Genomic DNA, 21566 nt, shown 5'->3' with positions numbered 1-21566 from the left:
CTTCGCCTTACCCGGCCTACAAAATTGTTATCCCTTCTCTTTGGCTTTCGCCAGCATGGCGCGTATGTTCGCCACGTTGGCTTGCCCCTTGTGCATCCGCTCTTCAGCGGTAATAGCTTTACGCTCCTGCTCCCAGATAAGATCGTCCTGAGGCAACTCCAGCAGGAAACGGCTCGGCTCCGGGCGCACCAGCTCACCATACTGACGGCGCTCTTTGCACAGCGTAAACGTCAGCTCTTTCTGCGCACGGGTGATCCCCACGTAGGCCAGACGGCGCTCTTCGTCGACGTTATCTTCATCAATGCTGCTCTGGTGCGGCAGCAGGCCCTCTTCCATCCCCACCAGATAGACATACGGGAACTCCAGCCCTTTCGAGGCATGCAACGTCATCAGCTGGACCTGATCGGCTTCTTCTTCACTCTCGCCGCGCTCCATCATATCGCGCAGCGTGAAGCGGGTGACCACCTGCGTCAGGGTCATCGGCTCGTCAATCTCAGATCCTTCAAGCATTTCGGTCATCCAGCTGAAGAGCTGGTTAACGTTTTTCATGCGCATTTCTGCCGCTTTCGGGCTGGCGGAGGTTTCATACAACCAGGATTCGTAATCAATGCCGTGGATCAGATCGCGTACTGCCGCCACGGGCTCGCGCTCTGCCAGACGCTGCACCTCACCCAGCCAGTGGGTAAAGCGGGTTAAGGCGTCATAGCCGCGCCCGGTCAGGGTCTGGCTCAGCCCCATATCGAAGCTGGCGGTGAACAGACTTTTGTTGCGGGTCATCGCCCATTCACCCAGCTTTTGCAGCGTCGCAGAGCCAATCTCGCGCTTCGGCGTATTTACAATGCGCAGGAAAGCGCTGTCGTCATCCGGGTTGGTCAGCACGCGCAGATAGGCCAGCAGATCCTTGATTTCCGGACGCGAAAAGAACGACGTACCGCCGGAGATTTTGTAGGGGATGCGGTTTTGCATCAGCATCTTTTCAAAGACGCGCGACTGGTGGTTTCCGCGATAGAGGATCGCGTAATCCTTGTATTCAGTTTTGTTGACGAAGTGATGGGCAATCAGCTCGCCGGTTACGCGCTCCGCTTCGTGCTCTTCGTTATTGGCGCTAAGGACTTTCAGCTCGGTCCCGTAACCCAGTTCAGAGAACAGGCGCTTCTCAAAGACGTGCGGGTTGTTGGCAATCAGGATGTTCGCCGCCTTCAGGATACGCCCGGAAGAACGGTAGTTCTGCTCCAGTTTAATCACCTGCAACGCCGGGAAGTCTTTGCTCAGCAGCACCAGGTTTTGCGGACGTGCGCCACGCCATGAGTAAATCGACTGATCGTCATCGCCTACAACGGTAAAACGCGCGCGCTGTCCTACCAGCAGCTTCACCAGCTCGTACTGGCTGGTGTTGGTATCCTGGTATTCATCCACCAGCAGGTAACGAATTTTGTTCTGCCAGCGCTCGCGCACCTCTTCATTCCGCTGAAGCAGCAGCGTCGGCAGCAGGATCAGATCGTCGAAATCCAGTACGTTGCAGGCTTTCATATGCGCGTCGTACAGGCCATAGCAGTGGGCAAAGATGCGGTCACGCTCGCCTTTGGCACTTGCCGCAGCCTGGGCCGGCGTCATCAGATCGTTTTTCCAGTTCGAGATCGTCGAGATCAGCTGTTGCAACAGCACTTTGTCATCTTCGATCAGCCCTTCCGTCAGCTCTTTGAGCAGCGCCACCTGGTCGGTGTCATCAAAGAGCGAAAAGTTGGACTTCATTCCCAGCGCCGCGTATTCGCGCTTGATGATATCCAGACCCAGCGTGTGGAAGGTGGAGATCATCAGCCCGCGCGCCTCTTTACGGCCCAGCGTCTGGCCGACGCGCTCTTTCATCTCACGCGCCGCTTTGTTGGTAAAGGTGACCGCCGCGATATGGCGCGCCTGATATCCACAACCCCGAATTAAGTGGGCGATTTTGTTGGTGATCACGCGTGTTTTACCGGATCCCGCTCCCGCCAGCACCAGGCAGGGTCCGGTGACGAATTCGACAGCTTGTTGTTGTCCGGGGTTTAAACGCATAAATGATCACTCAATGAAAGTCGGGAGAGGAGGAAAAACGCGTGGTAGTATACCGATCGTAAACTCGTTGACTCAAGGCACGATCATGGCAAAAACAGCAGCAGCACTGCATATCCTTGTTAAAGAAGAAAAACTGGCACAGGATCTGCTCGAACAGATTAAAAACGGCGCCGACTTCGGCAAACTGGCGAAGAAACACTCGATTTGCCCGTCAGGCAAACGCGGTGGTGACTTAGGCGAGTTCCGCCAGGGCCAGATGGTTCCGGCGTTTGATAAAGTGGTCTTCTCCTGCCCGGTGCTGGAGCCAACCGGCCCACTGCATACGCAGTTCGGCTATCACATTATCAAAGTGTTATACCGCAACTAATCAAAAGCCCGGTGCATTAACTCACCGGGCTTTTTTATTTGAGTGTTCCAGCGTTCAGATACCGTCGCCGTATTCGAAGGTGTGGTGAATACCGTTAAAGTGCTGATCCATATCCATCGACGGTTTATCGCTGTCTGGCTTACCGACGATGCGCGCCGGGACGCCAGCGGCGGTGGTGTGCGGCGGTACAGGCTGGAGCACAACCGATCCCGCGCCAATCTTTGCGCCGCGTCCGACTTCAATATTGCCAAGGATTTTAGCACCCGCGCCGATCATCACCCCTTCACGAATTTTCGGATGGCGATCGCCGCTGGTTTTACCGGTACCGCCCAGCGTAACGGATTGCAGAATCGACACGTCATCTTCGATCACCGCCGTTTCACCGACAACAATGCCGGTGGCGTGATCGAGCATGATCCCGCGGCCAATTTTCGCCGCCGGGTGAATATCGACCTGGAAGGTCACGGAAACCTGGTTTTGCAGGAAGATGGCCAACGCGCGGCGTCCCTCATTCCATAACCAGTGGCCGATGCGGTACGCCTGTAAGGCGTGGAAGCCTTTGAGATACAGCAGCGGCGTGGAATATTTATCCACCGCCGGGTCACGCGTGCGCACGGCCTGAATATCGCAGGCGGCAGAAGCAATCATTTCCGGATCGGCAGCGTAGGCCTCTTCCACCACCTCGCGAATAGCGATAGCAGGCATGATAGGGGAAGCCAGTTTATTGGCGAGCATGTAGCTCAGGGCGCTGCCGAGATTTTCGTGCTTGAGTAGCGTCGCGTGATAAAAACTGGCCAGCATGGGCTCACAGTCGGCCAACGCTCGGGCTTCGGCTTTAATATTATTCCAGACGATATCCAGTTCTTCACACGGCATTGCTTGCTCCAGACGATAGTTAATGACCAGCCAGTTCTGCGCTGGCTGGGTCATTCAGGTGACGATACTTCCCGGCTAATTGCTGCTGCGCTCGTCCTTGCGCGCACGACCTAATAAGGTCAATGCTGCCTCGCGCGCATTTTTTCCGCAATACAATACCTGATAAATTTCCTCGGTTATTGGCATTTCGACACCGAAACGATGCGCCAATTCGCGAACTTCTTTGGTATTGCGATAGCCTTCAACCACCTGACCAATCTTCTCCTGCGCACTTTTTACATCGCTGCCCTGTCCGAGCATCATGCCAAAGCGGCGGTTACGCGACTGGTTGTCGGTGCAGGTCAGCACCAGGTCGCCCAGCCCAGCCATCCCCATAAAGGTGGCCGGATCGGCGCCCAGCGCTTCGCCCAGGCGTGACATTTCGGTCAGGCCACGGGTGATCAGCGCCGTACGCGCATTCGCGCCGAAGCCGATGCCGTCAGACATCCCGGCCCCGATGGCAATGACGTTCTTCACCGCACCGCCCAGCTGTACGCCGATAAAATCAGGGTTGCTGTACACGCGGAAGCTTTTGCCGCAGTGCAGCAGTTGCTGAAGATCGTCGGAAAATGCCTGGTCGGTGGACGCCAGCGAGATCGCCGTCGGCAAGCCCGCAGCCAGCTCTTTGGCGAATGTCGGCCCGGAGATCACCGCCAGCGGGATCGCTGTTCCCAGCGCTTCGCGGGCAACGTCCTGCAACAGACGTCCGGTTTCCGCTTCCAGCCCTTTCGTCGCCCACACAATACGCGCATCCGCACGCATCAGCGGCTTAATCTGACGCAGGACTTCGCCAAACACATGGCTTGGCACCACAATCAAAATATTGCGGCTGGCCGCCAGCGCGGTCGCGAGGTCGCTTTCCAGATACAGTGAGTCAGGGAACGGAACGTCCGGGAGAAACGCCACGTTGCAGCGGTCGTGTTGCAACGTCGCGATATGTTTTGGATCGTGGCCCCACAGGACCACGTCGTGACCATTTCTTGCCAGTGTGATGGCAAGAGCGGTGCCGTAAGAGCCGGCACCGATCACAGTCATTGACGCATTAACAGTGCTCATCAGGCATCCTGATGTTGTTCGGCACCTTCGCCAGCCTGCTGCTGTAGATAGTTCATAAACAGCGCATCAAAGTTGACTGGCGCAAGGTTCAGTTGCGGGAATGTACCGCGAGAAACCAGGCTGGTGATGCATTCACGCGCATACGGGAACAGGATGTTCGGGCAGTATGCACCCAGGCAATGCGCCATCTGGTTGCCTTCGATGCCGCCGATGGAGAAGATACCGCCCTGCTGGACTTCGCACAGGAATGCAGTTTCTTCGCCCAGGGAGGCGGTCACGGTGACACGCAGTACGACTTCATACACGTCATCCGCCAGCTGGGTGGATGCGGTATCCAGATCTAGTTTAACCTCTGGCTGCCAGTCTTTCTGGAAAACGTGCGGCGCATTTGGCGCTTCGAAAGAGACATCCTTGGTGTAGATGCGCTGGATCTGGAAAGTCATCTCGGTGTTGTTTTGTTCTGACATGGAAAAACCCTTTTTAATTGTCCTAAAGTCTCTAGCTCAGCAGCGGATCGAGTCCACCGCGGGCGTCGAGCGCATACAAGTCATCACAGCCGCCAATGTGCTGCGCATCAATAAAAATCTGTGGAACCGTTGTGCGACCACTGCGTTGGATCATCTCTTCGCGTTTAATCGCGTCACCATCAATCGGCAGTTCCTTAAACGTTACGCCTTTGCTGGACAGCAGCGCTTTCGCTCGGTGGCAGAACGGGCACGTTGCTTTGGTGTAGATCTCAATATTGGCCATCACTTAACTCCTTATTTACCGCGCACTAAAGGAAGATTCTCCCCGCTCCAGCCGGAGATGCCTTCTTTCAGCACCGTTACGTTTTCAAAGCCTGCTTTATGCAGTGCGTTGGCAGATTCCTGCGCCTGCATGCCAGTGCCGTCAACAACAATAATCGGCTGGGCTTTATGCTTCTCCAGCTCACCAATGTTGTTCGCTTTAATTTCCGCTGGCAGCAGGTTGATAGCACCTGCAATATGGCCCTTGCGGAAATCGTCGCGCTGACGCAGATCGACAACCACGGCGTCCTCTTTGTTGATCAGACGTGTCGCTTCACCGCGGGTGATCACCTTAATTTTAGACGTCAGTCCCTTAAATGTGGTGAACAGTACAGCGACCAGCAGGCCAATCCACGCGATGCTCAGAACCGGGTGGCGGCTAACGAATTGCATAATTTCTTGCATGGGGGGTAACAACTCCCGACTAAGTGATTAAAAAAACCAGGACAGGAGTATACCTGTGCGCTGTGGCAAATACAGCCAGCGACATAAAGCTAATCTATTTTCTGCGGCATGCCACGTAAAAAAAGCCTCAAAATGGCCTGAGAACAGCCTTGCCCCCGCGCTTTCTTTGATCTTCTGCGGCTATTTTATCGATTCAGCTGTAGTAAAATTACGCAAATTTTTTGTCTCTTGAGCATGAGGTTGTCGCAATGTCGGTTTCTAAAAAACCTATGGTACTGGTGATTCTGGATGGCTATGGCTACCGTGAAGATCAACAGGATAACGCCATTTTCAACGCCAAAACCCCGGTTATGGATGCGCTATGGGCAAAACGTCCCCACACCCTGATTGATGCGTCTGGTCTGGAAGTCGGCCTGCCGGATCGTCAGATGGGCAACTCTGAAGTGGGTCACGTTAACCTGGGCGCAGGCCGTATCGTTTATCAGGACCTGACGCGCCTGGACGTTGAAATCAAAGAACGTACATTCTTTGCCAACCCAACGCTCACCGGAGCAGTTGATAAAGCCGTTGCCGCAGGCAAGGCCGTTCATATTATGGGCCTGCTCTCTGCGGGCGGCGTTCACAGCCACGAAGATCACATCATGGCGATGGTAGAGCTGGCCGCTGAGCGCGGTGCGGAAAAAATCTATCTGCACGCCTTCCTGGATGGTCGCGATACGCCGCCACGCAGCGCAAAAGGTTCTCTGAAAGCCTTTGAAGATAAATTTGCCGCACTGGGCAAAGGCCGCGTAGCATCCATCGTTGGCCGTTACTATGCCATGGACCGCGACAACCGCTGGGACCGCGTTGAGCAAGCCTATGATCTGCTGACCCTGGCAAAAGGCGAGTTCCAGTTCCCGACCGCCGTTGAAGGCCTGGAAGCGGCTTACGCGCGTGATGAAAACGACGAATTTGTGAAGGCAACCGTGATCCGCGCTGAAGGCCAGGCCGATGCCGCTATGGAAGATGGCGATGCGCTGATCTTCATGAACTTCCGTGCTGACCGCGCGCGCGAAATCACCCGCGCCTTCGTCAACAGCGATTTCGACGGTTTCGCCCGTAAGAAAGTGGCGAAGATCGATTTCATCCAGTTGACCGAGTATGCAGCGGATATCAAAGCCCCATGCGCGTATCCACCCGCTTCCCTGGAAAATACCTTCGGCGAGTGGATGGCGAAAAACGATAAAACGCAGCTGCGCATCTCCGAAACTGAGAAGTATGCGCACGTGACCTTCTTCTTTAACGGCGGCGTAGAAGAGCCGTTTAAAGGCGAAGACCGCATCCTGATTAACTCGCCGAAAGTCGCCACTTACGATCTCCAGCCAGAAATGAGCTCTGCGGAGCTGACCGAAAAACTGGTGGCCGCGATCGAAAGCGGTAAATACGACACCATCATCTGTAACTATCCGAATGGCGACATGGTGGGCCACACCGGCGTGATGGAAGCTGCCGTTAAAGCGGTTGAAGCGCTGGACCACTGCGTTGAGCAGGTCGCGAAAGCGGTTGAATCCGTGGGCGGCCAGCTGCTGATCACCGCTGACCACGGTAACGCAGAACAGATGCGTGACCCGGCAACCGGTCAGGCGCATACCGCCCATACCAACCTGCCTGTTCCACTGATTTATGTAGGTGATAAGTCAGTGAAAGCAGTGGAAGGCGGCAAGCTTTCCGACATCGCGCCAACCATGTTGTCGCTGATGGGTATGGAAATCCCTGAAGAGATGACTGGCAAGCCGCTGTTCATCGTGGAATAATCGCTCCCCATGAGGGGAAAGGCGATTTTTTCAATCACATGGGTCGTGAAGCCGTTTCGGTTATCAGTCAGACCTCTGCTTTGCGCCAGCGCACTCAGCGCTGGCGTATTGCTGTGCGCCGCATCTGCCCACGCGGATGACCGCGACCAGCTCAAATCCATTCAGGCCGATATCGCCGCCAAAGAGCGTGTGGTACGCCAGCAGCAGCAGCAGCGCTCTGCCCTGCTTGCCCAGCTTAAAAAGCAGGAAGAGGCTATTTCCGCCGCCGCGCGTAAGCTGCGTGAAACACAAAACACCCTTGCCCAGCTTAATAAGCAAATCGATGAAATGAACGCATCGATTGCGAAACTGGAGCGTCAGCGCGATGCCCAGGAGCGGAACCTTGCTGCACAGCTTGATGCCGCTTTCCGCCAGGGTGAGCACACAGGCCTTCAGTTGATCCTCAGCGGTGAAGAGAGCCAGCGCGGTCAGCGTTTACAGGCCTATTTCGGCTATCTCAACCAGGCTCGTCAGGAGACCATTGCGCAGCTGAAACAGACGCGCGAAGAAGTCACCACGCAAAAAGCCGAGCTGGAAGAGAAGCAGAGCCAGCAGCAAACGCTGCTCTACGATCAGCAGGCGCAGCAGGAGAAGCTTGAGCAGGCGCGCAATGAGCGTAAGAAGACGCTCGCCGGGCTGGAGTCCTCTATCCAGGCAGGACAAAGCCAGCTGAGCGAAATGCGCGCCAACGAATCCAGACTGCGTAACAGCATTGCCCGGGCAGAAGCCGCGGCCAAAGCGCGAGCCGAAAAAGAAGCGCGCGAAGCGCAGGCGGTGCGTAATAAGCAGCAGGAAGCCTCCCGGAAAGGCACCACCTACAAACCGACTGAAAATGAACGTTCCCTGATGTCGCGTACCGGCGGCCTCGGCTCCCCGCGTGGTCAGGCTTACTGGCCCGTTCGCGGTACGATCCTGCATCGCTATGGCGAACAGTTGCAGGGTGAGCTACGTTGGAAGGGGATCGTTATCGGTGCGTCTGAAGGTAGCGAAGTGAAAGCCATCGCCGATGGCCGCGTGATCCTGGCCGACTGGCTACAGGGTTACGGGCTCGTGGTGGTGGTCGAGCACGGTAAAGGCGACATGAGTCTTTACGGCTACAACCAGAGCGCGCTGGTCAGCGTTGGCACTCAGGTGCGCGCGGGTCAACCCATTGCCCTTGTGGGCAGCAGTGGCGGTCAGGGCCGCCCGTCACTCTATTTCGAAATTCGTCGTCAGGGTCAGGCGGTCAATCCACAGCCGTGGTTGGGAAGATAAGTTTTGCTTCAATTTCGTCGAATTGTTTTTTCCGTCGTCAGCGCACTGGCGCTGGCTGCACCGGTTTATGCAGGCAAACTCGCGATTGTGATTGATGACTTCGGTTATCGACCACACTATGAAAATCAGGTGCTGGCGATGCCGTCAGCCATCTCTGTTGCCGTCCTGCCGAATGCGCCTCACGCGCATGAAATGGCGACCAAAGCGCACAATGGCGGCCATCAGGTCCTCATCCATCTGCCGATGGCCCCTCTCAGCAAGCAGCCGCTGGAAAAAGATACCCTGCGTCCGGACATGAGCAGCGACGAGATCGATCGCATCATCCGCGATGCGTACAATAAAGTGCCGTATGCCGTGGGTCTGAATAACCATATGGGCAGCGCGATGACCTCCAGCCTGTACGGTATGCTGAAAGTGATGCAGGCGCTGGAGCGTTACAATCTCTACTTCCTCGACAGCATGACCATCGGCAACAGCCAGGCGATGCGTGCCGCTCAGGGGACGGGTGTAAAAGTCATCAAGCGCAAAGTCTTCCTGGACGACTCCCAGAACGAAGCGGATATCCGCGTGCAGTTCAACCGCGCGGTACAGCTGGCGCGCCGTAACGGTTCGGCGATTGCCATTGGGCATCCGCATCCGTCTACCGTTCGCGTTTTGCAGCAAATGTTGCCGGGCTTACCCGCCGATATCACGCTGGTACGTCCGAGCGATCTGCTCAATGAACCTCAGGTGGATACTTCCCGTCCGGGTAGCGCGCAACCACCCGCAACGCAGCCGCGTAATCCATTCCGCGGCGTGAAGAACTGCACGCTGAAACAGCCGCCTGAACCGGTCTATGCAACCCGCTTCTTCACGGTGATTGGCGAAAGCATCAGCAGCAGTACGCTGGTTAAATACGTCCAGCAACAGTGGCAGGGTTGGGGAAAAAAAGCCTGATCGGCTAACGCCTATTCTGCCAGATAAGAGTCCGACTGCTCTTTTGCAACGGACTCTTTCTTTTCTCGATCCTGATACCAGGCCTTGAAATACTTCAAAAAACTGTACGCCGTGGCATAAAACCCTGTCACCACACCCACTTTGCCCTTACGCCACGCACCGCTAAACAGATACCATTTGAAAAATGCGCCGATAGCGCTGATCGCGCCGCGACCAAGAGAGGGACGTATCGTCTGATATTGAACCAGGCGAGTGGTATATCCGTTTAATTTATTCAAAAGTTCATGTAGTGAATAAAACGTATCATGTCTGACATAGCCAGGAATACGTTCAGAACGGAGAAAACCTTCAACCTGATCGTCTACTGGCCGGTTATTAAATCGCGACTGCGTACGGTTAAAAAGACGCACCGGATAATCCGGAGATGAGACTGGATAAATCGTTCGGACATTTTCTCCCAGAACAAACCAGTGACGACATATCCGCCACGCCATATCCGGTTCGGGTTCATCGCCCATTTTTAATTTTAAAATAGCACCAACGGTTTCTTGATCGAGTATTTCGTCACTGTCCATGCACAGCACCCAGTCGTTGTGCGCATGGGATACGGCATGATTCATCTGCTCGCCGTGCCAGCTGTATTTTTTGAATATGGGCGACAATCCATAACTCTGGCAAATATATATCGTTGCGTCTGTACTGCCGGAATCAACTACAACGAATTCATCCGCTATTTTTAAAAGAGGAGGAATAACATCGTGCAACGTTCTTTCGGAGTTAAACGTTAATAAGCAAACCGTTATTTTAAACATATTCTCACTCTCTCAAAAACAACATAAAATTTTTGCGCTAATACTATCGAATTGAGAAGAGGCGATTAAAGTCTTAAATCGCACTTTTAAAATAAGCGCGTTAAAAACCTTTCCTTATAAAAAGACAAAGAAATACAAAAAATCTATTTTATTTCAGTAAATTCTTTATAATGCGGTCAGATGAAGGGTAGCATACGGATTCAGACATGCCGCAAAAACGTAAAATCCTCCTCCTGGACACAGGCAAAGAATGGGGGGGAGGTACCAACAGTATGCTTGAGCTTCTGAAGCGAATCAACCGCGACAAATTCGACATTACCTGTTGTTTTTACAGTGATTATATTCGTGCTGAAGGTCAAACGATAGGCCAGGTGCTCAACAGCATTGGGATCCCATTACTCGTTATCCCTCAACGTAAGCAACCGGCATGGGCAAAACTCCTGAAAGAAGCGGGACGTGGTCTGCTGTTTTTCTCGCGTTCGGCGCGCAAAGCATTTACGCGGCATATTGATACCCTGTGGCGTATCCGGCCCAACGTCAGCAAGATCGAGACCATTTTCAGGGAAGGTGGATTCGATACGCTGTATATGAACAACCAGCCAGGCTCTAATGAAGAAGGGTATCTGGCGGGCGCAAACCTGCGTGCACGGATAATCCAGCACTGCCGGATTGAACCAGTGCTGACCCCGCCGCTGGTGAAGCTGGTGAATGCCCATGCAACAAAAATCATTGCCGTCTCGCACGGCGTTGAACGCGTGCTACTTCAGCATGGCGTCCGGCCAGAGCTGTGTACCACGGTCAACAATGCCATCGACATCCATCAGCCTTTGCCGGACCGATGCGCGATGCGCCAGCGACTGAATATTGAAGACGATACGTTTGTATTCGGCAGCATTGGCTCGTTAATCCCTCGTAAGGCCAACCACCACACGCTGGAGGCGCTGGCACAGTTCAGCCAGAGACACCCGCAGGCAAAATGGAAAATGGTGCTGGTCGGTGAAGGGGCTGAACGCGGCGCGCTGGCTGCACAAGCTGATGCATCAGGTATTGCTGAGCACGTCATTTTTACCGGTTTCCAGAACACGCCTTTTGACTATCTCGCCACTTTTGACGCGTTCATTCTGGCCTCGCAGAGCGAAGGCTTGCCCCGCGTCGTGCTGGAAGCAATGCTGCTCAACATCCCCGTGATTGGTTCAAAAGTGACCGGCACGGCAGAATTGATCGACCATGAGTCGACCGGGCTGCTGTTCCCCTGGAGCGACGTGTCGCAACTTGCTCAACATCTGGATAATATCTGGCAGGATCCTGCTCTGCGCACCCGGCTCGCCGCAGCCGCGCACCAGAATGTCTGCAACATGTATGCCATTGAAAGCTATGTTAACGGTGTCGAGGCCGTTCTTGGCGCGCAATAACCAAACGAGAAGAACATGTTTAAATTCCTGAATGCTCGCTACCGCCACATTACCGGGCGTCATAACATTCCTTACGCTTCCCTTCCGGTCACGCGCGATCTCGTTGCGGTTGATTCCATTGTGATCCCGTGTACGGGCGCGGATTTCGTCGAAGAGGCGTTATTGTCAGCGACCTTTGCAGAGCGTTATGCCTCTGACGTCAGCGAGATTGTTATCGTCAGCGATCAGCCTGAATCCGCTTTCGGCGAACTGCCGCCAAAAACTCGCATTGTTACCCTCACGCTTCCAAAACGTGAAGAAGGTTACCGCTATAAGCAGATCTACCTCAGTCGTCTGGTGAAGCTTAACGCTCCGTTGCAGGCGCGCGGTGAAGGTGTGCTGATGATCGACTCCGATCTCAACCTGCTTAAAATGCCAGAGATCAACATGGCGGATATGCACATCTACTCCAGCTTCCGTCAGGGCAAAATGATTGCCAAGCTGGACGGTGCGCCAGCGGAGAAAGTGCCGGCGTATTACAAAGAAACGGTGCGCCCGTATCTGGTCGATCACGTTAACGGCGCGTTTCTTGCCGCCACCAAAAAGACCTGGCGCCGTATCTGCCCGCTGTGGCTGACGCTGTTCCAGGATACCTGGGAGCTGATGGACGATACGCAGCCGCCGACCGATCAGCTGCCGCTCGCTGCGCTGCTGGACATGCTGGATGTCAAAACGGTTAACCTGGGCGACTGGATGAACTGGCCGGTCTCCAAGAAGATCGGCGGACAGGAAGCCGTTGTGCCGAAAGAGGTGATTGGCGCGCACGGCGGTTTCCCGCTTTCCGAATGGCAGAAGTATCTGGAATCACCGGATAATAAGCTGCTGTTCAAAGGTCAGGATTACACCCGCAAGGTGCGTTACCTGACGGACGAAGAGAAAAAGAATCAGTAAAAAAGGGGCCTCAGGCCCCTTTTTGATTACTTATCCCAGCTCAGGATCACTTTCCCTGACTGGCCGGAACGCATTGCGTCGAAGCCCTGCTGGAACTCATCGATGGAGAAACGGTGAGTGATAATCGGGGACAGATCCAGACCGGACTGGATCAGCGCAGCCATCTTGTACCAGGTTTCGAACATCTCGCGGCCATAAATGCCCTTAATGAACAGCCCCTTGAAGATGACTTTGTTCCAGTCGATGGACATATCTGACGGCGGAATACCCAGCATCGCGATTCGGCCACCGTGGTTCATAGTGTCGAGCATGGTGCGGAACGCCGGTGGCGCGCCGGACATCTCCAGACCCACGTCAAAGCCTTCGGTCATGCCCAGCTCTTCCATCACGTCTGTCAGGCTCTCTTTCGAGACATCCACCGCGCGGGTGACGCCCATTTTGCGCGCCAGCGACAGGCGGTATTCGTTCACGTCGGTGATCACCACGTTGCGCGCACCCACATGCTTCGCCACGGCTGCCGCCATAATGCCGATTGGGCCCGCGCCGGAGACCAGCACGTCTTCACCCACCAGGTCAAAGGAGAGCGCCGTGTGTACCGCGTTGCCGAACGGGTCGAAGATGGAGGCCAGGTCGTCAGAGATATTGTCCGGGATTTTGAACGCGTTAAACGCCGGGATCACCAGGTATTCCGCGAAGCATCCCGGACGGTTCACACCCACGCCGACGGTATTGCGGCACAGGTGCGTACGCCCACCGCGACAGTTGCGGCAGTGACCGCAGGTAATGTGGCCTTCACCGGAGACGCGGTCGCCAATGTTGAAGCCTTTCACTTCCTGGCCAATGCCGACCACTTCGCCGACATATTCGTGGCCGACAACCATTGGCACGGGAATGGTTTTTTGCGACCACTGGTCCCAGTTGTAGATGTGAACGTCAGTACCGCAGATGGCGGTTTTACGAATTTTGATCAGCAGATCGTTATGACCGACTTCCGGCTCCGGCACGTCGGTCATCCAAATCCCTTCTTCCGCTTTCAGTTTGGATAACGCTTTCATCACACGTCCTCAGGCAATTACGCCCAGCTGTTTACCGATGCGGGTAAAGGCTTCCACCGCACGTTCAATTTGTTCAGGCGAGTGCGCCGCAGACATCTGGGTGCGGATACGCGCCTGACCTTTTGGTACCACCGGGAAGAAGAACCCGGTCACGTAAATCCCTTCTTTCTGAAGCTCACGAGCAAATTTCTGCGCGACAACCGCGTCGCCCAGCATCACCGGAATGATCGCATGGTCAGCGCCGGCCAGGGTGAATCCTGCGGCACTCATTTTTTCACGGAACAGGCGGGCGTTAGCCCACAGGCGGTCGCGCAGCTCAGCCCCGGATTCCACCATCTCCAGCACTTTAATAGAGGCGGCCACAATCGCCGGCGCCAGGGAGTTGGAGAACAGGTACGGGCGGGAGCGCTGACGCAGCCACTCAACTACCTCTTTGCGCGCAGCAGTGTAGCCGCCAGACGCGCCACCAAGCGCTTTGCCCAGCGTACCGGTGATGATATCTACGCGGCCCATTACGTCGCAGTATTCGTGGGAGCCGCGGCCATTTTCGCCGACAAAGCCAACCGCGTGAGAGTCATCCACCATTACCAGCGCGTCGTATTTATCCGCCAGATCGCACACGCCTTTCAGGTTGGCGATCACGCCGTCCATGGAGAACACGCCGTCGGTGGCGATCAGCACGTGGCGGGCACCGGCTTCACGGGCCTCTTTCAGGCGGGCTTCCAGCTCAACCATGTCGTTGTTGGCGTAGCGGAAACGCTTCGCTTTGCACAGGCGTACACCGTCGATGATGGAGGCGTGGTTCAGGGCGTCGGAGATAATCGCGTCTTCTGCACCGAGCAGGGTCTCAAACAGACCGCCGTTGGCGTCGAAGCAGGAGGAGTACAGAATCGCGTCTTCCATTCCGAGGAAGTTCGCCAGCTTTTGCTCAAGCTGCTTGTGGCTGTCCTGGGTACCGCAGATAAAGCGAACGGAGGCCATGCCGAAGCCGTGGGTATCCATGCCGTTTTTCGCCGCGGCAATCAGCTCAGGGTGATTCGCAAGACCTAAATAGTTGTTCGCGCAAAAGTTGATCACATGGCTGCCGTCGGCAACGGTGATGTCCGCCTGCTGGGCAGACGTGATAATACGCTCTTCTTTGAACAACCCTTCCGCACGTGCGGTGTCGAGGTCGCTGTTTAACTGTTTGTAAAAATCACCACGCATTGCAATTCTCCAGACTCGGCAAATTTTGGCACATATTACCCAAACCAATAGTTCATGACGAGATGACGCCGTATCTCTTCTCGTTTTTGCAGCATAAATCACGTGTACCCCTGCTGCATATCGGTGAATGGCTGAAGACCGGGCATTGTGATGATATGATAAAGAGATTAGCGTTCGGGATGTTCCCCGGACTCCACACTTCAAAGGTTACAGTTATGATCATCGTTACCGGCGGCGCGGGCTTTATCGGCAGCAATATTGTTAAGGCCCTCAATGACAAAGGCATCACCGACATCCTGGTGGTGGACAACCTGAAAGACGGCACCAAGTTCGTAAACCTGGTGGATCTGAACATCGCTGACTACATGGATAAAGAAGACTTTCTTATCCAGATTATGGCGGGTGAAGAGTTCGGCGAGATCGAAGCCATCTTCCACGAAGGGGCCTGTTCCTCCACCACCGAGTGGGACGGCAAGTACATGATGGACAACAACTATCAGTACTCCAAAGAGATCCTGCACTACTGCCTGGAGCGTGAAATTCCGTTCCTGTACGCCTCTTCCGCGGCAACCTACGGTGGGCGCACTTCAGACTTCATCGAATCCCGCGAGTATGAGCAGCCGCTGAACGTTTACGGTTACTCCAAATTCCTGTTTGATGAGTACGTGCGTCAGATCCTCCCAGAAGCAAACTCTCAGATTGTCGGCTTCCGCTACTTCAACGTCTACGGACCGCGCGAAGGCCACAAAGGCAGCATGGCGAGCGTGGCGTTCCACCTGAACACCCAGTTAAATAACGGCGAAAGTCCGAAACTGTTCGAAGGCAGCGACGGCTTTAAGCGTGACTTCGTCTACGTAGGCGACGTGGCGGCAGTGAACCTGTGGTTCCTGGAAAACGGCGTGTCCGGCATTTTCAACCTGGGCACAGGCCGCGCGGAATCCTTCCAGGCGGTGGCAGACGCGACGCTGGCTTACCATAAGAAAGGCAGCATCGAGTACATTCCGTTCCCGGATAAGCTGAAAGGCCGCTACCAGGCATTCACCCAGGCGGACCTGACTAACCTGCGCGCCGCAGGCTACGACAAGCCGTTCAAGACCGTTGCCGAAGGCGTAACGGAATACATGGCCTGGCTGAACCGTGACCGCGATATAAATTCACAAAATCATTCGAGCGGTATCAAGGCGGCAACGAAGTGAATCTCCGGGAGCTTACAAAAGTAAGTGACTGGAGTGAACGCAGGCAGCCAACGCAGAGACAGCTTGAAGGATGAAGTGAATGAAAATACTGGTGATCGGCCCGTCCTGGGTGGGCGACATGATGATGTCGCAAAGTCTCTATCGCACGCTCAAGGCGCGTTATCCCCAGGCGATAATCGACGTGATGGCACCCGCATGGTGCCGTCCGCTGTTATCGCGTATGCCGGAAGTGAACGAGGCAATCCCGATGCCGCTCGGCCACGGGGCGCTGGAAATCGGTGAACGCCGCAAACTCGGCCATAGCCTGCGCGAGAAACGCTATGATCGCGCATATGTCCTGCCAAACTCCTTCAAATCCGCTCTTGTGCCCTTCTTTGCGGGCATCCCGCACCGTACCGGGTGGCGCGGTGAAATGCGCTACGGCCTGCTGAACGATGCCCGTGTGCTGGATAAAGAGGCCTGGCCGCTGATGGTAGAACGCTACGTGGCGCTGGCCTACGATAAAGGCGTGATGCGCAGCGCGAAAGATCTGCCGCAGCCGCTACTGTGGCCGCAGCTCCAGGTAAGCGACGGGGAGAAATCCCACACCTGCAACGCGTTTGGCATTTCGTCCGAACGCCCGATGATTGGCTTCTGCCCCGGCGCGGAGTTTGGTCCGGCAAAACGCTGGCCGCACTATCACTACGCAGAGCTGGCGAAACAGCTGATCGACGAAGGCTATCAAATTGTGCTGTTTGGCTCAGCGAAAGATCACGAGGCGGGCAATGAAATTCTCGCCACGCTCAGCACCGAGCAACAGGCCTGGTGCCGAAACCTGGCCGGGGAAACGCAGCTCGAGCAGGCGGTTATTTTGATTGCCGCCTGTAAAGCCGTTGTCAGCAACGACTCTGGCCTGATGCACGTCGCCGCCGCGCTGGATCGTCCGCTGGTGGCGCTGTATGGCCCGAGCAGCCCGGACTTCACGCCGCCGCTGTCGCACAAAGCGCGCGTAATTCGCCTGATCACCGGCTACCACAAGGTACGTAAAGGTGATGCCGCAGAAGGCTACCATCAGAGCCTGATCGACATTACGCCGCAGCGCGTTCTCGAAGAGCTCAACGAACTTCTGTTGAGCGAAGAAGGATAACGAATGCGGGTATTGATCGTTAAAACCTCTTCGATGGGCGATGTGCTGCATACGCTGCCGTCACTGACGGACGCGATGCGGGCCATTCCCGGCATTCGTTTTGACTGGGTGGTGGAAGAAGGCTTCGCGCAGATCCCCACCTGGCACGAAGCGGTTGACCGCGTGATCCCGGTGGCCATTCGCCGCTGGCGCAAAGCATGGTTCTCCGCACCGATTAAAGCCGAACGTAAAGCCTTCCGCGAAGCGGTGCAGGCCCGGCGTTACGACGCGATCGTTGACGCTCAGGGCCTGGTGAAAAGCGCCGCGCTGGTCACGCGTCTGGCGCACGGCGTAAAGCACGGCATGGACTGGCAAACCGCCCGCGAACCGCTGGCGAGCCTGTTCTATAATCGTCGCCACCATATTGCGAAGCAGCAGCACGCCGTGGAGCGCACCCGCGAGTTGTTCGCGAAAAGCCTGGGCTATGCAAAACCTGAAGCCCAGGGTGACTACGCTATTGCACAGCATTTTTTGCGCGAGACGGAGGAGCATGCCGAACCGTATCTGGTGTTCCTGCATGCCACAACGCGCGACGATAAGCACTGGCCGGAAACGCACTGGAGAAGGCTGATTGAACTAATGCAACCTTGCGGTATCCATATTAAACTCCCGTGGGGTGCAGAACATGAGCGGCAGCGTGCGGAGCGTCTGGCAGCAGGCTTTTCCCACGTTGAGGTGTTACCCAAACTCACGCTGGCGCAAGTTGCCGCACAGCTGGCGGGCGCTAACGCCGTCGTTTCTGTGGATACAGGGTTAAGCCATTTAACCGCCGCACTGGATCGTCCTAATATCACGATTTTCGGCCCGACCGATCCGGGGTTGATCGGGGGTTACGGTAAAAACCAGCATCAGATGGTCAGCCCTACGCAACAAACGAAGGATATTAGCGCAGATGCTATTTTTTCATTTTTACAGGGCAGCCATCGGCTTTCCAACAGGGATATTTAACCCATGAGTTATGTATTTCTGCTGATTTTACTCTTTCCGGTGAAACTCCTCCGGAAGCTGTTTCGAAAAGACACGGGCAAAAACCTTGTCATTCAGACAGCCAAAATCGGTGACTTTATTAATGCGACACCTCTACTGGCATATCTGCAAAAAAGCGATGTGTTGGTCAGTCGCAGCGTTGGTGCGCTGGCGAAGCATGATGAGACTATCGAGCAGATCTATTTTATTGAGCAGCATAAGCGCAACCTGTGGCGTAAACTGTGCTTCGCGTGCAGGATCATGAACCGCTACGACAACGTCTACCTGCTACAACCCAACAGCGTGAACCTCTTTTTTGCCGCCGTCTGCAATGCTAAAAACAAACAATTTTTAACCATTTACACGCGCAGGTGGTATCACGGGATTTTCTATCTTGCGGCTGACGGTACCGTTGAGCATGGCAAAAAAACGCTTTCGGTGACGAACTACCTGAAACTGGCCGACCGCGCACTCACATGGCAAGACTCTCCCAAGCACGCCACAAAGCCGCTCTTTAAACCGACGACCTGGCCGGCCATTCTTGATAAACCTGACGTTATCCGCATCGGCATCAGTATTGCGGCGGGCAATAAAGCCAAAACCGTCCCTCCGGTTATCTGGAAGCGGATTGTTGATCAACTCGCTGATTTACCCTGCGAGTTTTATGTCTTCGGCGCGCCAAACGAACAGTCGTGGATGGACGATATCACCCGCCTTTACGGTGAAATCCCTAATTTTATCAATCTTATTGGCAAAATTTCGCTGGAAGAGCTTCCCTGGGCCATTTCTAAGATGGACTGTTATATCGCGTCTGACTCGGGGAATGTGTATATCGCAGACGCCGTTGGCGTTCCGGTAGTCCTGCTGTTTGGTCCGTGTTGTCACTATGAACAACGTCCGCTTGGCAATGTGTTGCTGATCGGGAATGACGACAACATTTGTTCTTATGTGTTTGAAACGCGCTATTATTTCCCGCAAGAACGGGAAGCACTATTCTCTGTCACTGACTCCGCGTTACACGATCTTCAGCAGTTTATCCGTACATTACCCAAAGCCCGCTCACTGGCTAGCGCTACCGACGCTCAAGGAAACTAATTTTTATGGCTTTTTTAAGCGTCATTATTGCTGCGCATAACGCTGAAGCTACGCTGCATGCCACGCTTTCAAGCCTGCTGGCAGCCACCGTTCAAGACACTGAAATTATTATTTTTAATGACAGTTCTGAGGATACCACGCAGGCAATAATTGAAGAGTGGTCACCTAAATTTCCTCAGATCATAACGCGCACCGTGAACTTTCGTAACGTCGGCCGGGTACGAAACAGTGCTGTCGCACTGGCATCCGGTGAATATATTACGATGCTCGACAGTGACGATTGCTTAAAGCCGGGCAGCCTCAGGGACGCAATTACCTTTCTGAAAGCGCAACGTCCGGATATGTTACTGACACGTTTGCTTGAGATTCGCGATCCCCGGAAAATGACTTCAGACTGGCAGGGATTCAATCCTGTGCCATTGTCACAACATGAAGCAGTCGCTCGTTTCTTACGCCATAAAGACTTTCAGGCGCATCTCATTGGCCAGTTTATTCATCGTAGCCTGTACGAGAGCAACCCTATTCCTCCAATGTTATGTTATGAGGATTTCGCTGTCTTCCCCGGAATGTTGATGCAGTCGAGCAAAATAGTCTATCAACGCCAGGGGCATTATTATTACGTCAAGCGTCGCGACAGTTTGTCGAGCAGTCTGGACGCCAGCAAAATTTCAACGCTTGTCGAATGCACGTTACAGATGGAAAGAACATTTCCGTCAAGCTACAGGCATCTTGTCAATTGCCACTGGTTTGATATTTACAGCAACCATCGGTCCTGTCTTACAGACCAACAATTGCAACTCGTGAAACAACGCGTAAAGGCCATGTACACATTGTCTTTTTTCCTGTCCACCGATGTTCGTTTTAGCTACAAAAAAAGGGTTATTGAGGCGTTATGGAAAAAATAAAACCACGGCTATATCAACTGACGATTGCTTTGAGCCTCATCTCTTTGATGCTGGCATTAGTCAGTTCAGGGAAGCAAAGAGAGTTTTTCTATATTGCTATTTACGTCAGTATTATTGGCCTGGCTTTCGAATATAAAAAAATCACTCTTCGACCTTTTACTATAGCGCTGCCCATTCTGCTGATTGGGTTACTTAACCTCGGCTGGTACTTAATCTATGAGTATCATAACGAGGGACTCAACCTTTACAGCGACTATCTAGGCGCCAGCAAAAAGTTAATTTTAGCGAGTATCCTGATTTTCTATATTGACCGCTTTAAGTTTTACATTGATAAAGACAACTTCAGGAAATTTTTCTTCTACGCAGCGGCCTTAGGGTTTGTGCTCGCCACAGGATATGGCTTGTGGCAGGCCTCGCAAGGTATGACTCGCGTTGAGATGGCAATTAACCGTGCCACCGTTTCAGCCTATGTTTATTCTGTCCTGTCACTGGCTTTCGTATACAGTCTTTACCTTCAGCAGAACGTGAAGCTGTATGTTGTTGCGGGCTTCACTATATTAATCTCTTACTTCGTCATACTGTTGACGGGTACCCGTGCTGCGATGGGTTTATATCTGCTTCTGGCGGTTGTGCTCACGCTGTATCATTTCAGAAAGATTCATCTCAAATCCACTCTCATTTTTTTATGTATTGTGGCCGGCATTGTCGTCGTGAGCTACAAGCCGTTGATTGCACCGAAAATAACGCAAACCCAAATTGAAGTTGAGAATTATCAGAAAGGCTATGACCGCACGTCACTTGGCGCACGTTTTTCGATGTGGACTGTCGGGATCGCTAATGGTCTTGCACATCCGTTGGGGCAATCACTTGAAGACCGTGAAACGTGGACACGGCAGTATATAAAAGACGGGCATCCTCACCTTGGCAGTGCACTCGAATACATCAAGGTCCACCTGCATAATGAATTTATTGAGAAATACTCTTTGCAGGGGATCCCCGGCGTGGCGGTAATGCTCTTTTTCTTCGTTTCGATGATTGTGTATGCCTTACGAAACAGAAACGCACTGCTCCTAACCTCAATGCTACTTTTGATTTTGTATGGACTGACGGATGTCATACTGCTCAGTTCAGAAGCCTTAATCTTCTTTATGGTTTTGTTTGCATTAAGTACACCTTTCACCCAAACAAAGCAGCATTAACAAATATGCCCGCCTGGCGG

Annotated in this window: 21 protein-coding genes; 12 read left to right on the top strand and 9 right to left on the bottom strand. The window is 54.0% G+C overall.

The genetic code is table 11. The features are described 5' to 3' along the window. Window positions 1-27 precede the first annotated feature (27 nt). Window positions 28-2052: a DNA helicase Rep gene (gene rep / locus CKK19_RS07635; protein ID WP_022646642.1), complete on the bottom strand. Its 2025-nt coding sequence runs from the start codon at window positions 2050-2052 to the stop codon at window positions 28-30. A gap of 85 nt (window positions 2053-2137) precedes the next feature. On the opposite strand from rep, the gene ppiC reads away from it, so the two are divergent. Continuing rightward, the gene (gene ppiC / locus CKK19_RS07630) at window positions 2138-2419 is read left to right on the top strand and encodes a peptidylprolyl isomerase PpiC (protein ID WP_006812396.1); all 282 of its coding nucleotides are present in this window, start codon (window positions 2138-2140) and stop codon (window positions 2417-2419) included. Window positions 2420-2473: 54 nt separating this feature from the next. Here the strand turns inward: ppiC and cysE are convergent, their stop codons facing one another. The 5 genes from cysE to CKK19_RS07605 all read right to left on the bottom strand — a co-directional run bounded on the left by cysE (window position 2474) and on the right by CKK19_RS07605 (window position 5583). Then, complete coding sequence (cysE, locus tag CKK19_RS07625) at window positions 2474-3295, bottom strand: serine O-acetyltransferase (protein WP_022646641.1); 822 nt, start codon at window positions 3293-3295, stop codon at window positions 2474-2476. A 75-nt stretch (window positions 3296-3370) separates the two neighbouring features. After that, window positions 3371-4390: an NAD(P)H-dependent glycerol-3-phosphate dehydrogenase gene (gpsA, locus tag CKK19_RS07620; protein WP_006812398.1), complete on the bottom strand. Its 1020-nt coding sequence runs from the start codon at window positions 4388-4390 to the stop codon at window positions 3371-3373. Further along, on the bottom strand, window positions 4390-4857 hold the full coding sequence (gene secB / locus CKK19_RS07615; protein WP_003860835.1) for a protein-export chaperone SecB: 468 nt from the start codon (window positions 4855-4857) through the stop codon (window positions 4390-4392). The genes gpsA and secB overlap by 1 nt, the downstream gene beginning before the upstream one ends. Window positions 4858-4888: 31 nt before the next feature. Further along, window positions 4889-5140 (bottom strand): glutaredoxin 3, encoded by a 252-nt coding sequence (grxC, locus tag CKK19_RS07610; RefSeq protein WP_003860837.1) that lies wholly within the window; start codon window positions 5138-5140, stop codon window positions 4889-4891. 11 nt (window positions 5141-5151) lie between these two features. Then, on the bottom strand, window positions 5152-5583 hold the full coding sequence (locus tag CKK19_RS07605) for a rhodanese-like domain-containing protein (RefSeq protein WP_003860840.1): 432 nt from the start codon (window positions 5581-5583) through the stop codon (window positions 5152-5154). Between the two features lie 248 nt (window positions 5584-5831). Between CKK19_RS07605 and gpmM the strand changes: the two genes are divergently transcribed. From gpmM to CKK19_RS07590, 3 genes are read left to right on the top strand one after another with little or no spacing between them, the layout of a single operon-like run. After that, complete coding sequence (gene gpmM, locus CKK19_RS07600) at window positions 5832-7376, top strand: 2,3-bisphosphoglycerate-independent phosphoglycerate mutase (protein ID WP_017383605.1); 1545 nt, start codon at window positions 5832-5834, stop codon at window positions 7374-7376. Between the two features lie 33 nt (window positions 7377-7409). After that, window positions 7410-8669: a murein hydrolase activator EnvC gene (gene envC, locus CKK19_RS07595; protein ID WP_230259580.1), complete on the top strand. Its 1260-nt coding sequence runs from the start codon at window positions 7410-7412 to the stop codon at window positions 8667-8669. Window positions 8670-8672: 3 nt separating this feature from the next. Further along, window positions 8673-9605, top strand: a complete 933-nt coding sequence (locus tag CKK19_RS07590) for a divergent polysaccharide deacetylase family protein (RefSeq protein WP_032622054.1) — start codon at window positions 8673-8675, stop codon at window positions 9603-9605. Window positions 9606-9616: 11 nt separating this feature from the next. On the opposite strand, the gene CKK19_RS07585 is transcribed toward CKK19_RS07590, so the two are convergent. Beyond that, a complete protein-coding gene (locus CKK19_RS07585) occupies window positions 9617-10417 on the bottom strand; it encodes a glycosyltransferase family 2 protein (RefSeq protein ID WP_038415032.1) in 801 nt (266 codons plus the stop codon). A 206-nt stretch (window positions 10418-10623) separates the two neighbouring features. Here CKK19_RS07585 and CKK19_RS07580 point away from each other — a divergent pair, with 206 nt between their 5' ends. Then, window positions 10624-11829 carry a glycosyltransferase gene (locus CKK19_RS07580; protein WP_063853771.1) on the top strand — a complete coding sequence of 402 codons (1206 nt, stop codon included), beginning with the start codon at window positions 10624-10626 and terminating at the stop codon, window positions 11827-11829. A gap of 15 nt (window positions 11830-11844) precedes the next feature. Beyond that, window positions 11845-12759: a hypothetical protein gene (locus CKK19_RS07575; RefSeq protein ID WP_063853772.1), complete on the top strand. Its 915-nt coding sequence runs from the start codon at window positions 11845-11847 to the stop codon at window positions 12757-12759. A gap of 26 nt (window positions 12760-12785) precedes the next feature. Here the strand turns inward: CKK19_RS07575 and tdh are convergent, their stop codons facing one another. Beyond that, complete coding sequence (gene tdh, locus CKK19_RS07570; protein ID WP_017383610.1) at window positions 12786-13814, bottom strand: L-threonine 3-dehydrogenase; 1029 nt, start codon at window positions 13812-13814, stop codon at window positions 12786-12788. A gap of 9 nt (window positions 13815-13823) precedes the next feature. Beyond that, window positions 13824-15020 (bottom strand): glycine C-acetyltransferase, encoded by a 1197-nt coding sequence (gene kbl, locus CKK19_RS07565; RefSeq protein ID WP_015570030.1) that lies wholly within the window; start codon window positions 15018-15020, stop codon window positions 13824-13826. Window positions 15021-15235: 215 nt separating this feature from the next. Here kbl and rfaD point away from each other — a divergent pair, with 215 nt between their 5' ends. From rfaD to CKK19_RS07535, 6 genes are all read left to right on the top strand, one after another. After that, window positions 15236-16216 carry an ADP-glyceromanno-heptose 6-epimerase gene (rfaD, locus tag CKK19_RS07560; protein ID WP_022646634.1) on the top strand — a complete coding sequence of 327 codons (981 nt, stop codon included), beginning with the start codon at window positions 15236-15238 and terminating at the stop codon, window positions 16214-16216. 79 nt (window positions 16217-16295) lie between these two features. After that, window positions 16296-17342: an ADP-heptose--LPS heptosyltransferase RfaF gene (gene rfaF / locus CKK19_RS07555; protein WP_023305214.1), complete on the top strand. Its 1047-nt coding sequence runs from the start codon at window positions 16296-16298 to the stop codon at window positions 17340-17342. A gap of 3 nt (window positions 17343-17345) precedes the next feature. After that, window positions 17346-18329, top strand: a complete 984-nt coding sequence (gene rfaC / locus CKK19_RS07550) for a lipopolysaccharide heptosyltransferase RfaC (protein WP_022646632.1) — start codon at window positions 17346-17348, stop codon at window positions 18327-18329. 3 nt (window positions 18330-18332) lie between these two features. Beyond that, the gene (locus tag CKK19_RS07545; RefSeq protein ID WP_045308210.1) at window positions 18333-19442 is read left to right on the top strand and encodes a glycosyltransferase family 9 protein; all 1110 of its coding nucleotides are present in this window, start codon (window positions 18333-18335) and stop codon (window positions 19440-19442) included. 5 nt (window positions 19443-19447) lie between these two features. Next, window positions 19448-20347: a glycosyltransferase family 2 protein gene (locus CKK19_RS07540; protein WP_023305212.1), complete on the top strand. Its 900-nt coding sequence runs from the start codon at window positions 19448-19450 to the stop codon at window positions 20345-20347. Further along, entirely contained in the window at window positions 20335-21546 is a 1212-nt protein-coding gene (locus CKK19_RS07535) for an O-antigen ligase family protein (protein WP_045308211.1), read from the top strand. Before CKK19_RS07540 ends, CKK19_RS07535 begins: the two co-directional genes overlap by 13 nt. Window positions 21547-21566: the final 20 nt, after the last annotated feature.

The sequence above is a fragment of the Enterobacter sp. CCUG 70166 genome (genome assembly GCF_020224095.1).
Taxonomy (GTDB): domain Bacteria; phylum Pseudomonadota; class Gammaproteobacteria; order Enterobacterales; family Enterobacteriaceae; genus Enterobacter; species Enterobacter intestinihominis.
This window is presented reverse-complemented; position numbering and strand designations above follow the sequence as displayed.